15 protein-coding genes are annotated in these 13,364 nt (G+C 38.7%); 10 read left to right on the top strand and 5 right to left on the bottom strand.

The features are described 5' to 3' along the window. Positions 1-8: 8 nt before the first annotated feature. Genes ggt through AB657_RS03370 form a run of 3 tightly spaced genes read left to right on the top strand, consistent with a single transcriptional unit; the run spans position 9 to position 2,930 of the window. Positions 9-1,694: a gamma-glutamyltransferase gene (ggt, locus tag AB657_RS03380; RefSeq protein ID WP_047245206.1), complete on the top strand. Its 1,686-nt coding sequence runs from the start codon at positions 9-11 to the stop codon at positions 1,692-1,694. Between the two features lie 39 nt (positions 1,695-1,733). Further along, complete coding sequence (locus AB657_RS03375; RefSeq protein WP_047245205.1) at positions 1,734-2,441, top strand: hypothetical protein; 708 nt, start codon at positions 1,734-1,736, stop codon at positions 2,439-2,441. 60 nt (positions 2,442-2,501) lie between these two features. Next, positions 2,502-2,930 carry a GNAT family N-acetyltransferase gene (locus tag AB657_RS03370; RefSeq protein ID WP_047245204.1) on the top strand — a complete coding sequence of 143 codons (429 nt, stop codon included), beginning with the start codon at positions 2,502-2,504 and terminating at the stop codon, positions 2,928-2,930. A 21-nt stretch (positions 2,931-2,951) separates the two neighbouring features. On the opposite strand, the gene AB657_RS03365 is transcribed toward AB657_RS03370, so the two are convergent. Then, positions 2,952-3,716, bottom strand: coding sequence for an XRE family transcriptional regulator (locus AB657_RS03365; RefSeq protein ID WP_047245203.1), 765 nt, complete (start codon positions 3,714-3,716; stop codon positions 2,952-2,954). A 98-nt stretch (positions 3,717-3,814) separates the two neighbouring features. Between AB657_RS03365 and AB657_RS03360 the strand changes: the two genes are divergently transcribed. Together AB657_RS03360 and AB657_RS03355 are read left to right on the top strand one after the other, a co-directional pair. Then, positions 3,815-5,074, top strand: coding sequence for a putative DNA modification/repair radical SAM protein (locus tag AB657_RS03360; protein ID WP_047245202.1), 1,260 nt, complete (start codon positions 3,815-3,817; stop codon positions 5,072-5,074). Between the two features lie 11 nt (positions 5,075-5,085). Further along, on the top strand, positions 5,086-5,862 hold the full coding sequence (locus AB657_RS03355) for a TIGR03915 family putative DNA repair protein (protein ID WP_047245201.1): 777 nt from the start codon (positions 5,086-5,088) through the stop codon (positions 5,860-5,862). Between the two features lie 56 nt (positions 5,863-5,918). Here AB657_RS03355 and AB657_RS03350 read toward each other — a convergent pair whose 3' ends face one another. Next, the gene (locus tag AB657_RS03350; RefSeq protein WP_047245200.1) at positions 5,919-6,443 is read right to left on the bottom strand and encodes a hypothetical protein; all 525 of its coding nucleotides are present in this window, start codon (positions 6,441-6,443) and stop codon (positions 5,919-5,921) included. 175 nt (positions 6,444-6,618) lie between these two features. Between AB657_RS03350 and AB657_RS03345 the strand changes: the two genes are divergently transcribed. Then, positions 6,619-7,668, top strand: a complete 1,050-nt coding sequence (locus AB657_RS03345; protein WP_052958611.1) for a ThuA domain-containing protein — start codon at positions 6,619-6,621, stop codon at positions 7,666-7,668. A 15-nt stretch (positions 7,669-7,683) separates the two neighbouring features. Here the strand turns inward: AB657_RS03345 and AB657_RS03340 are convergent, their stop codons facing one another. Then, the gene (locus tag AB657_RS03340; RefSeq protein ID WP_052958610.1) at positions 7,684-8,157 is read right to left on the bottom strand and encodes a 3-methyl-2-oxobutanoate hydroxymethyltransferase; all 474 of its coding nucleotides are present in this window, start codon (positions 8,155-8,157) and stop codon (positions 7,684-7,686) included. 121 nt (positions 8,158-8,278) lie between these two features. Between AB657_RS03340 and panB the strand changes: the two genes are divergently transcribed. Genes panB through AB657_RS03320 form a run of 4 tightly spaced genes read left to right on the top strand, consistent with a single transcriptional unit; the run spans position 8,279 to position 10,875 of the window. After that, entirely contained in the window at positions 8,279-9,097 is an 819-nt protein-coding gene (gene panB, locus AB657_RS03335) for a 3-methyl-2-oxobutanoate hydroxymethyltransferase (RefSeq protein WP_047245199.1), read from the top strand. A gap of 6 nt (positions 9,098-9,103) precedes the next feature. After that, positions 9,104-9,625: a signal peptidase II gene (gene lspA / locus AB657_RS03330; RefSeq protein WP_047245198.1), complete on the top strand. Its 522-nt coding sequence runs from the start codon at positions 9,104-9,106 to the stop codon at positions 9,623-9,625. Then, on the top strand, positions 9,615-10,319 hold the full coding sequence (locus tag AB657_RS03325; protein WP_047245197.1) for an RluA family pseudouridine synthase: 705 nt from the start codon (positions 9,615-9,617) through the stop codon (positions 10,317-10,319). The genes lspA and AB657_RS03325 overlap by 11 nt, the downstream gene beginning before the upstream one ends. A gap of 34 nt (positions 10,320-10,353) precedes the next feature. After that, positions 10,354-10,875 carry a DUF4252 domain-containing protein gene (locus AB657_RS03320; protein WP_047245196.1) on the top strand — a complete coding sequence of 174 codons (522 nt, stop codon included), beginning with the start codon at positions 10,354-10,356 and terminating at the stop codon, positions 10,873-10,875. Positions 10,876-10,879: 4 nt separating this feature from the next. Here the strand turns inward: AB657_RS03320 and AB657_RS03315 are convergent, their stop codons facing one another. Both AB657_RS03315 and AB657_RS03310 read right to left on the bottom strand, forming a co-directional pair. Then, positions 10,880-11,752 carry a DMT family transporter gene (locus AB657_RS03315; protein WP_047245195.1) on the bottom strand — a complete coding sequence of 291 codons (873 nt, stop codon included), beginning with the start codon at positions 11,750-11,752 and terminating at the stop codon, positions 10,880-10,882. A gap of 3 nt (positions 11,753-11,755) precedes the next feature. After that, complete coding sequence (locus AB657_RS03310; protein WP_047245194.1) at positions 11,756-13,300, bottom strand: hypothetical protein; 1,545 nt, start codon at positions 13,298-13,300, stop codon at positions 11,756-11,758. Between the last annotated feature and the right edge of the window lie 64 nt (positions 13,301-13,364).

The following is a 13,364-nucleotide window of genomic DNA, read 5'->3' as shown; positions in this document are numbered from 1 at the left end:
CAATTTTCATGAAAAAAATTACCCCCCTCTTTTTACTACTTTTAATTTTTTCCAATTGTAAAAAATCACCTCCGGCCCCTACTGGTCTGGTTACCGAAAAGGCCATGGTAGTATCTGCCCGTGAAGAAGCATCGCAGATAGGGGTCGAAATCATGAAAAAGGGAGGAAACGCCTTTGATGCTATGGTCGCGACAGAAATGGCCCTAGTGGTCGCCTACCCTTTTGCCGGTAATTTAGGCGGCGGCGGATTTATGGTCTACAGAAAAGCGGAGGGTGATGTTGGCGGATTGGACTATAGGGAAAAGGCCCCGTTAAACGGACACAAAGATATGTACCTGGATTCATTAGGAAACGTAATTCCGAATAAAAGCACCTTAGGGGCGACCGCCGTAGGTGTACCCGGAACCGTTGCCGGAATCATAGAAGTACACAAAAAATTTGGATCACTGCCCTTAAAAGAAATTTTTGAACCTGTCATCGCCTTGGCAGAAAGAGGAGTCGTGGTAACCGCGAACCAAGAAAAAAGATTGGCTAGTCAACGAGAAAAATTTATCGAGGTAAACGGCGACAGCACCAAATTTGCCAAAGAATACAAGCAAGGGGATATCATTAAATATCCGGCCTTGGCAAATACCATGCGTAGAATTGCCGAACATGGAAGAGACGGATTTTACAAAGGGGAAACAGCCCAAAAGTTAGCCGCTTTCATACAAGAGAAAGGCGGGTATATTACCGAGGAAGACCTTGAAAAATACCAAGCGGTATGGAGACAGCCCATTATCTTTAATTATAAGGACCTAAAAATTATTTCCATGAGCCCGCCAAGCAGTGGAGGAGTTACTATGAATCAGATATTTAAAATGATAGAGCCCTACGATCTGGCATCTTATGGACATAATTCTGCCAAAACGGTTCAATTATTTACAGAGGCGGCACGTAGAGCCTATGCGGACAGAAATTATTATTTGGGCGATCCCGATTTTGTCGACATTCCGTTAGATGTATTGCTCAGCGATTCGTATTTACAAGAGCGTATGGTTAATTTTTCTTTTGACAAGGCTACCAAATCTTCAGAGGTAGAACGTGGAAATATCGAAATAGTAGAAAGCATGGAAACCACCCACTACTCTATCGTAGATGCCGAAGGAAATGCTGTTTCGGTAACCACTACTTTGAACGGTGCTTACGGTTCAAAATTATATTCGGACGAGTTAGGTTTTTTCCTGAACAATGAAATGGATGACTTTAGCGCAAAACCAGGGGTTCCGAACATGTTTGGTTTAATCGGTGCCGAAGCAAACAGTATTGCCCCGGAAAAACGCATGCTAAGTAGTATGACACCTACAATTGTAGAAAAGGAAGGCCAACCATGGTTGGTGGTAGGCACCCCGGGAGGCTCTACGATAATAACCGCGGTAGCCCAAACCATTTTAAACGCCTATGAGTTTAATATGAGCATGCAAGAAGCGGTCAATGCGCCTCGTTTTCATCATCAGTGGCTTCCCGACATGGTCATTTTTGAACCAAATGGTTTTCCGGACAGCTTAAAAGAAGAAATGAAATCTAAAGGCTATATTATTAATGAAGACCGTACGCCCATAATTGGGAAGGTGGACGCTATTAGAATTTTGCCCGATGGCCGATTGGAAGGTGGTGCAGATAAACGCGGTGATGATATGGCGGTAGGTTTTTAATACTTTTGTACCATCATGCCTATTCATATTAATTAACACATGATAAAAAAAATATTCAGAATCTTAGGGGTCATCTTGGTCTTGACCATCATCGCCTTTGGTGTTATCTACGCCCTATATAACGAACCGATGCCAGAAGGGCGATCGGGTCCGGAAGCAGATGCCTTGGCCGAAAAAATGCTGAATTCCCTCAATTATGAGAAATTTGAAAATACTCGTTTTTTAGAATGGTCGTTTAGGGATGGTGCCCATCTTTATAAATGGGACAGAGAAAATAGAACGGTCGAGGTACAATGGGATGAGTATAGGGTAGACTTGGATCTAATCGCACCCGATTCTAGCATAGGCTACAAAAACGGTACAAGACTGGGCACTACAGAGAATGAGGAACTGGTAGCCGAAGCCATAGATAAATTCAACAACGATTCTTTTTGGTTGGTAGCCCCCTACAAAGTTTTTGATAAAGGTGTAGAACGACGGGTAGTTTCCCTAGAAAATGGCCTAGAGGGACTTTTGGTCACCTATACAAGTGGAGGCTCTACGCCTGGCGATTCTTACTTATGGATATTACAACCCAATGGTTTTCCAAAAAGCTTTAAACTATGGGTGAAAATAATACCCATTGGAGGCGTAGAAGCATCTTGGGACGATTGGTTGGTAACCGACAGCGGTGCTTTTCTACCTAAATCACACATTATGGGCCCTTTAGAATTTTCTATGGGAGACGTTAGGGGATACAATCACTAGAAAGGAATTGCATTTCAATTTTGTTTTAACAGCCAAGAGGTATTTAATAAATATGTACGTATGGAAATTAGGCTACTGTCAAAGCAAGAAGTAACCGATAATCTACAAAAGCAATTATCCGAACTGTATCTTCAACTAAATGCGGAGATAAAACAACTTTCATTAAAAACGATACTCGAACGCCCCGATGATATAGACATAGCCATCTGTTTTAATGGTGATTCTTTAATCGGTATTGCCATGATGGCAAATTATAAAGTGGTATCTGGCCACAAGGGAATGATAGAAGATGTGGTTGTATCCGACAAGCACCGGGGAAAAGGTATTGGACGCCAGCTTATGGAAAAATTATTGGAGCAGGCCATAAAAAGAAAACTCAACGATGTTCTTTTATTTAGCGGACACCATAGAACGGCAGCCATCAATCTATATAAAAGCTTGGGTTTTAACCTAAAAAACAGTGGTCTGTACATAAAAAGACTTACGTGACCATAGCCCAACACAAAACGGTTATACCTTTTTTACGTGCTGCAACTGATTTTTAAGTTCTTGCATCGACTCTTGTAATTGCCTCAAGAGGCCACTATCGGTACTGGCATCGACATTAAAGGTTATCTTACTACTGACTTCCCAAATTTCTTGAATCAAAAAAGGCTTAATATCGTACGGTGGGTAAGTTTCGTTTAAGGAAACCAAGGTAATATTATTTGAATTTGGCCTTTTTTCAATCTTTTTTACCATAACGGAATCTTGCAACACCACCACATACATCTTGTTAGGGCTGACATGATCAATATGTTCAATGGCTCTGGCCAAAACCCACTCTCCAGGATGTAAATTGGGCAACATACTATCCCCTTCTACCTGAAACCCTCTGTAAGTGGCGTTTCTAAACTCGGGTATGGGCAGATCAAAAGCAGGTAGTTGCTGGTACCAACTGGTATCGGATATATTTTGAGGGTAACCGGCCGCCGCTTTCGCATTCACCAATACCATATTCTCATTTTCAGAATTATCTACGGTGACAACTTTCGGAATTACACTGGTCTGCGATGTTTCCAAATACTTGTTTTCACTTTCTCCGAACAGCCATAAGGGGTTTATCTTAAACTGGCGAAGTAGCTCAGCCACCACCTTACCGGACAACTTGGTTCGTCCCCGTTCTATATCTGCCGTAGTATTCGAAACCCCGATAAGCGCCGCAAACTCAGCTTGGGTATACCCTAATTCCCTTCTTATTTCAGTGAATCTTTTTAAAGTAAGCTCATTTTCCATATTCAAATATAGCAAATATGGATTATATCCAAAATAATATTTGGATTATTTCCATAATTAGGAATATATCCATATTTTTGGAATAATTACCACTATTTATGAATTTTGAGCGAATTAAGGAAAAACTGAACATTCTTGCTGATGCGGCCAAATACGATGTATCGTGTTCCAGCAGCGGTAGTAACCGTAAGAACAAAGACAAAGGTCTTGGAAACACAGGCAATGGTATATGCCATACCTATACCGAGGATGGCAGGTGTGTTTCACTCTTAAAGATTCTTTTGACCAACCATTGCATTTTTGATTGCGCCTATTGCGTAACCAGAAAAAGTAACGATATAAAACGTGCTGCATTCAAGATTCAAGAAGTGGTGGACCTTACCATTAACTTTTATAGAAGAAATTATATAGAAGGATTGTTTTTAAGCTCCGGAATCTTTAAAAATGCCGATTACACTATGGAGAGGTTGATCGCGGTAGCCAAAAAATTAAGGGAAGAAGAAAATTTTAACGGCTACATTCATTTAAAATCCATACCCGGTGCCAGCGATGAACTAATGTACGAGGCCGGACTTTATGCGGACCGCTTATCGGTAAATATAGAAATCCCCACTATCTCCGGTCTTAAACTTTTAGCCCCTGACAAAAAGCACGAAGATTTTGCCAAGCCCATGCTTAAGGTGAGAAATGAGATCATACGCCATAAGAATGAAAAAAAATTGATTAAGAGCACACCAAAATATGCACCTGCCGGCCAGAGCACCCAAATGATCGTAGGGGCCACGGGCGAATCGGACAAAGATGTTATGTATTCCGCCACTTATTTTTATAAAAAATTCAACATGAAACGCGTCTATTACTCGGGTTATGTTCCCGTTATGGAAGATGCCCGTTTACCTTCAATAGGCACGCAGGTTCCCATGCTAAGGGAAAATAGATTGTACCAAACAGATTGGCTGCTTCGTTTTTATGGCTTTTCGGTAAATGAAATACTTAACGATCACCACCCGAACCTTGATATTGATGTGGACCCAAAGCTGAGTTGGGCCCTAAGAAACCTACACCACTTTCCTGTAGATATCAATACTGCCGACAAACGTATGTTGGCCCGCATTCCCGGTATTGGAATGAGGTCTGTACATAAAATAATAAATGGGCGTAAGTACAGGAATTTGAACTGGGAACACCTTAAAAATATGGGTGTAGCCCTAAATAGAGCCAAATACTTTATTATCTGCAACTCTAGATATTGGGAACGAAGAGATCTAGATTCGGAACGCATTAAAGGGATGATACTACAAAACTCAACCGGAAAATTCAGAAACCAATATAGCGATCAATTATCATTGTTTAGTTAAAACCAAACCTTATGGACACAACAAAATCACTTATATATGACGGGAGTTTTAATGGTTTTTTAACCGCAGTTTTTGTAGGGTTTGAACAAAAATTGACCCGTGCCGACATTCAGTGCGATCAACGGGCACAGAACGGGTTATTTTCTCAAACCGAAACCATATTTACCGATGTACACAAGGCAAAAAGGGTTTGGAACGGCATAAAAAAAAGAAGTAGTTCGGCCATTAAAAACATTTATTTTGCCTTTTTGAGCAGGCAAGAAGGTATAGAGCCCCTACTCTATTATTATATTCAGAAGCTCATGGCCGCCAAAGAAAACAAGGGAACTGACTTTTCTGATGATTTAGTACTGAAAATTAACCAGTTGGCACACAAAGTAGGCCGAGAGAAACATAGAATGGAAGCCTTTGTACGCTTTCAGAAAACAAAAGACAATATTTACTTTGCCAACATAGAGCCTGACTATGATGTAATTCCGCTTATATCCAAACATTTTAGAAATCGTTATGCCGATCAAGCCTGGATAATCTATGATGTAAAACGAAGCTATGGACTTTATTATAATTTAGACACGGTAGAGTTGATTTCATTAGACTTGACGGGTGTTCACGTAAATAGCATAAAAAAAAGTAATGCTTTTACCAATGAAGAGTACCAATATCAAGATTTATGGAACAATTATTTTAACAGTACCAACATTAAATCAAGAATAAACAAAAAACTACACACCCAGCACGTACCTAAACGATATTGGAAATACTTGAGCGAAAAAAAAGAAGCCGTTTAACAAACGGCTTCCGAATATATATTAGGCTTAGCTATATTGCATTGCATAAGCCATTTCTATTTGCTCTTGGCACCTACAAAATGATCACTTTTGTTCTTAAATAACACATTAAAGCTTGTTAAGCTTCCATAAATACGGGTAATATACTGCTGAAGGTCCACCTTTTCTTGATCATCCAGATTTTTGCTGGAATTTATCTTCTGCTCCATTACACGTATTCTATCCCTTACCATCACTATTTTATGAAAAAAGGTATCGATGGGCATTTCTTTATTGGCCAAGGCGTCCCCTGGTTCCAAAATCAATTTACCCCCTCTCCATTTATCGGAAATGGCTACTTTTTCATGTGTGTCGCTCCATTTTTCCAATATTTTCACTAATGAGCTTTCTACATCAAAAAAACTTACGGAATCCACTTCGGCCTCTATGGCCTCTATCACCTCAAAATCCGAATCTATATCAATAGTTTCCAGTCCTGCATCCATAAAGGTTACCCAATAATATTGAGAAGAAACATTGGTTACCACACCTTTACCATATTCTGGATGTTCTATTCTAGAGCCTATTCCTAACAATTTCATAGCATCATTTTTTTAAATTATTTTTCGCTAATTTATAATGTCTTTTGCACAGCGCCAATATGATGATTATATTATCGCCACTTTTTATGATAGTTCAATACTCGTATATAAAGTATATGGCCGTCCTTTTTGGCCCTAGTATTTTTATTTGATCAAAAAACCGACTAACAAACCTATGATTATAAGAATTTTAACTTTTGGTTTCCTACTGCTTACAACAATCGGATGCGGAAAGGCCAAAAAAGAACAGACTACAGAACCAAAAGACCCCACACCACTAAAGGCGTTGATTATTGATGGACAAAACAATCATTATATATGGCCCAAAGCTACTATGATGATGAAAAGTTATTTAGAGGAAACTGGGATGTTTAAAGTGGACATCCATAGAATGGACTCTGTTTGGCTAGGTATTAAATACAACGAATCGAGACCCGAACCTTACACCATGTTCATTGAAAAATATCCTTTGGACAGTAACAAATACAAAACATCCAGTAAGCCTATAAAAACATCAACATTTTCCATAGATTTTAGCCAATACGACCTTATTGTCTCCAATTTAGGTGCAGAATCTGCCCTATGGCCAGAGGATACTCGAAAAAACTTTGAAAAGTATCTTTCTAACGGTGGAGGCTTTGTAGTTGTACATGCTGCCAACAATGCATGGGGAGAATGGGAAGAGTTCAACAAGATGATAGGTTTGGGAGCATGGGGCGGCAGAGATAGCAATACCGGCCCTTATGTATACTATAATGATAAAGAAGAGTTGATTCTTGATGATTCTGAAGGTATATGTGGATCACATGGCCCAGAATATGAATTTACCGTGACCACTAGGGCTCTCGAACACCCCATCATGAAAGGAATCCCCAACAAGTGGGTACATGCACAAGATGAACTATATGAACGTATGCGCGGACCGTTTGAAAATACTACTATTTTGGCCACCGCTTATTCCGATGTAGAAAAAAATGCTCCGCCATGGGACCCATCGGTTAAAGGTCTTGGTAAACACGTACCCATGTTAATGGCCATAGATTACGGTAAAGGACACGTTTTTCATACCACCTTGGGCCATTTTGATTACTCATTAGAATGTGTTGGATTTATAACCACTTTTCAAAGAGGTGCCGAATGGGCCGCTACCGGAAAGGTTACACAAAAAGTTCCGGTCGATTTTCCTACTGAAAACAGTTCATCATCGAGAAAATGGCAAGACTAGCCTAGGCATATGGTTTTACTCCTTTTTGGGGATGTGGGTACACCCATCGCGCTTTCTAGTATCTATAAGGTAGATAATTTTCCATGCTCCATTTTCTTTTAGCAACTGAAAAGAATTTACGCCGCAGTGGCTCAGTTTACCGTTTAACCAGAATTCGTAGGGCGTCCAAACATGGGCCATAATTCCATCTTCATTTATGGAATAATCCGTTAATTTCTCTTGAAACAAAACAGAATCGGGGATAGCTACGATAGATTTTACAAGACTCTCAAAATTTTCAGTCTTAAGTATGGTTTTTCCCTCCTTATCCAACCCAATGGTCTGCAAGATAATCTCCGGGGTTACGACATTTTTCATGCCAACGGAATCTTGGGCATGAAAAGACTCAAAAAAAGCGTCTACGGTTCTTTTGACATCTACCTCTTCACTAGATTGGCCAAACAGCCTAAGCCCCCCTAACAAACAAGTTAACAGTATGGTATTTTTCAAAATAATAATTTTAGTGATTGCATCTTAAAAGTAACTATAAAATAAGGCAATAGGTTCAATGCATACAAAATATTCTATATCAACAAAACTCATTACTTTTGTTTATATCAAATTATAATATATGTCTACCGCTAAAAAAGAATATAAAAGGGTAACGGTTAAATCGTTGGTGGAAATGAAAAGCAATGGAGAAAAAATATCCATGCTCACCGCTTATGACTACTCTATGGCCAAAATTGTAGATGCAGCTAATGTGGACGTGATTTTAGTCGGAGATTCTGCAAGTAATGTAATGGCGGGTCACGAAACCACGCTTCCTATTACCCTGGACCAAATGATTTATCATGCTTCATCTGTTATTAGGGCGGTAAAAAGGGCTCTGGTAATCGTAGACCTCCCTTTTGGCAGTTACCAAAGCGACCCCAAGGAAGCATTGCGGTCCGCAATTCGAATAATGAAAGAAAGCGGAGCACATGCCGTTAAGGTAGAAGGAGGAACAGAAATAAAAGAATCGGTAAAGCGTATTCTTGCCGCCGGTATACCCGTTATGGGCCACTTGGGGCTTACACCACAATCTATCTATAAATTTGGCACCTATACCGTGAGGGCAAAAGAAGAAGAAGAGGCAAACAAATTAATGGAAGATGCCCTAATGCTAGAAAAATTAGGCTGTTTCGGAATTGTTCTTGAAAAAATACCGGCGAATCTTACCAAAAAAGTATCTGAAAGCCTTACCATACCCACTATCGGTATTGGAGGTGGAAAGTATGCGGATGGGCAAGTATTGGTAGTTCATGACCTGTTGGGCATGACCCATGAGTTCAACCCAAGGTTTCTTAGACGTTACATGAATTTATACGAAGAAATGGGAAATGCCATTGGAAACTACGTCAAGGATGTCAAAAGCCTCGATTTTCCGAGTGATGATGAACAATATTAGGTCTTGATGGATGTAAAGCGGCCCATTATCCTAAAAAGAGTTTTAATAATCACTTTGATACTCTTGAATATTGGCTGTGACCAAATATCTAAAAAAGTGGTTCGCAACAATATTGAGAGCCATGATTATATTCCATTGATCCAAGATCATTTTATTTTAACCAACATAGAGAACAAAGGTGCCATGTTGGGTTTCGGGGAGAACTTCTCCCCTATTTTAAAGGTTGTTTTACTGCAAGGGCTGCCTTTATTAGTACTGTTGGTTTTATTACACAGAACATTGACAAAAAAGAATATGAACAAATGGATGGTTTTAGCTTTCGCGTTTGTTATCGGTGGAGGCCTCGGCAACCTCATTGACCGTATCATCTTAGGATCTGTCACAGATTTTTTTCAGATACGCGCCGGCATATTTAAAACCGGTATATTCAATGTAGCCGATATGGCCGTAACATTTGGGGTTATATTGATTTTGTTATTGAATTTTAGCAGAACAAAAAAGAATGATATAGCTACCGATGACGCATAAAAAACCCATGCATACGAACAGTAACAATCTTCAAGTATTACATGAAGACAACCATATTATAGTAATAAACAAAAGACCGGGCGATATAGTACAGGGAGACAAGACCGGAGACACCCCCTTAAGCGAAATCGTAAAACAATACCTTAAAATAAAATACAATAAACCCGGCAATGTATATTTGGGTGTGGTACATAGATTGGACCGGCCAACATCGGGACTCGTTGTTTTTGCCAAGACCTCTAAGGTCTTACCTCGGTTAAACAAATTGTTTGCCGAAAAAGAGGCTCAAAAGACCTATTGGACCATTGTAAAAAAAAAACCTCCTAAAACCGAGGGTACCTTGATCCACTGGTTAAAAAGAAACCCGAAGCAGAACAAATCGTACGCTCACATTAAGGAAGTAAACAACAGTAAAAAAGCCATACTGGATTATAGGGTCTTAAAAAAACTTGATTCTTATTACCTACTGGAAATAGATTTAAAAACAGGAAGACACCACCAAATAAGATCCCAACTATCGGCAATAGGATGCCCTATTAAAGGGGATTTAAAATATGGGTTCGATAGAAGCAATAAAGATGGCAGTATTCATTTACACGCAAAAAAACTATCGTTTGTACATCCTGTAAAAAAAGAACTTATTTACATAACGGCACCCTTACCCAAAGACCCTATCTGGAATGCCTGTGTTTAATTTTGTATTTTTAATACACTAAACACTCCTTAACATGTTAAAAAAAGCAAGAATTCTTGCCGCATTTATTTTAATAAGTAGCTGTGGCAGCCACAATTCTATAGATACTTTCTATAATGCGCATAAAAACGATGCCCAAGTTACGGCCATACGTGTTCCTCAATTTATGCTAACGCTTATAAGTGGTATTTCTCCAGAAATGCAATCCTTGATCGGAACCACTAAAGACCTAAGGTATATGCAATTTTCCAGTCCTACCCCTGCCAAGACCCAATTTTTAAATAAACAAATGAATGGTATTACAGGCAATTCGTTCATTGAGATCTATAGAAAAAATAATGACTTAAAAAGAAATGTTGTATCCATTAGAGAGAAAAGAAATACCGTAAAAGAAATTTTGATTTACAACAATAACGGCCAAACAGGCTCTTTTCTATATTTTAATGGAAATTTTGACCCCGTGAAAGTACGGGAAATGGCCAAAAACAACCAATTTGAAAACTTGGAAAGTGAATTTATAAACCAATATGCCCCTCAAGGCTCCAATACCCATTAACGGCCTATGGGTTTTCATGTTTCTTTCTAGATGAGCGATAGCTTTCTATAACAACGGAGCTTAGAATCAAAATTCCTCCAAAAATGGTGGCTAGTGCTGGTATTTCCTTTAAAAAGAAAACCCCTATCAAAATTCCGTATACAGGTTGCACACTGCTCAGTATACTTACGGTCGTAATACTAAAATATTTAAAGGTCATTAAAAACAAGGTATGCCCTGCGGCTGTAGTCACCACTGCCAAAGTCAACAATCCCGGCCATTGCCCTATTACGTCCTCAAAATCCGCTGTAAAAAGAACTGGAATTAAAATTATTCCGATAATGGCCGTTTGATATACCATTAAGGTGGAACCTTGGTATCTTTTTATTTTAGATTTTAATATCAAATTTCTCAATGCATATGCCAGTGCAGAAATCAAACCCATAAAAATGGCCAAGGTATTGGAGTCTTTCATATCAAAATTAGGACTAAGAAAATAAACTCCCACTAAGACTAATCCTCCCAAAACAATATGCATCTTTTGAAATTTGGTCTTAAGAACTATCGGCTCTAAAAAAGCGGTAATGACCGGATAAGTAAAAAGCGACAGCATTCCGATGGCGACACTGGACCATTGCAATGCGTAAAAGTAGAACAACCAATGGGCAGCCATTAAAAGACCGCTCAAAACAACGATAAAAAAATCGGTTTTTTCTATTCTCAGCGACACCCCCCTCCACCTACAGAACAAGTAAAGAATAATAAATGCCAATATTCCCCTTACCCCAATGGTCACTGGAACAGGAAGGTCTACATACCTGCCCAAGGGCCCCGACGTGCTTATCAACAGCATCGCCAAATTAATCTCCAATAAATTTGTAAGATGAGAACGTCCCATTTTTTACCTGGTCTGCTCCATCGCCTTTTCCCTTATAATCTGCGAAACAGGCTTGTTCTCTAAATGACTTTCCAACCAAGAGATTATGTCTAGGTATAGAAAAGCTCTTTTTTCATATGGATGATCTTCATACTTTTTCAGTTCGGTATGTAATTTTTTAAACTCGGCCTTAAGCTCGTTCGGGTAAATACCCCCTAGATTTCTTAAAAACTTTATCATCTCTTTTTGAACCGCGTGCATATCGTTCATTTTAAGCAAAAACTTATACGTACTTTTTAACTGCACTTCTAAATGATAATCCATGCCAGCTTCATAATGTGCCACCAAACTTAAGACCCTGGCAAAACACATTAAGTCTTCCCGCATTTTCAGATTCTTGTTATCTATAATCTTCTTTAGGTAGACAATACACGTTTTGTTATCGCCTATACCAAAATACAAACAAGCAATCTTGTAATACAAGACCATTACATGATGAACATCTATACGGTCTTTATGCTTGTTGATACCGTACTCCACAATCTTAACCAGGTAAAGACCTTTTTCGAAAGTACCTTCCATAAAATGAAGGTTCAACTTATTGGCATTGAGATAAAGAAAAGCCAAAGAGTTAATGTTATCGTTTTTCGGAAAATTCTTTTCTTTTAAGACTACTTCAAGGTTTTGAAGTGTTTCTTTAAATAAAGAGCTGTATTTTACATAAAATAAAGATTCTAACAAATAATGATTTCCTTTTAAAAAGAATACCGGATTTAGATAGATCATCTCTTTATGCTCATAGAACAGATCTACCCATTTACTGGCATATTTATAACATGAAAGAAAATCTTGCGTTAAAAAACTATACCACAAATGCGCCTTATAAAGCCACAGTTTTTCTCTAAACCCAAGCTTCTCTATATCGGTCTTTGGTAAGTGTTTGGAGAAATAAACCTTTACCTTTTGAAGGTCTTCATCACTGCGCACATAACCTACCTTTAACATCATACTATACAGCTGCATCGAAAGGTTAGACAACTTGCTGGTCATCACATTTTGCCCTGAAAGCTCTTTTGCCTGCACGGCAAGCTCGTTCGCACGGTCTGGTATACTTCTGGTTATATACTGGGTTTCTATTATTTTTTCGAACTCCACTATTTCGTAGGCAATGTTCTTTTCCTCATTTTCTATGGCCATAGATTTCGCCTTGTCCAATATCTTAAGGCTTTGTTTATACAATCCTTTTTGATAAAGAATGGTAGCAAAGTCCAACTGCTCCCTGATCTGAATTCTAATATTCTGATTAACAGGATTAAGACGCAAACTAACCAAGATTTGCCTATAAAGGTGTGCTTTTAGATTTGAAAGTTGTGCCTTTTTTACAATACCACTTTCTAGGATTATCTTTTCGTCATACCTCTTTATTTTATCCAATAGATTGAAAAGAGCCAAAAATTTTGCATCTGCATTGACCCCCAAACGCCCAACATATAATTTAAATTGGCGTTTTTCAGATTTCGAAAGTGATTTGACCAGAACGAACAAAGCATCTTTATGCGCATTTGTCATCGTAAAAAAAAGTATTTATATTGTTCAATATCAGTATTTTAAATAAACCAAAAACTATATTAAC

This window comes from Maribacter thermophilus, from assembly GCF_001020565.1.
Taxonomy (GTDB): domain Bacteria; phylum Bacteroidota; class Bacteroidia; order Flavobacteriales; family Flavobacteriaceae; genus Maribacter; species Maribacter thermophilus.
The sequence above is the reverse complement of the archived record's forward strand: the minus strand, read 5'-3'. Positions and strand labels throughout refer to the sequence as shown.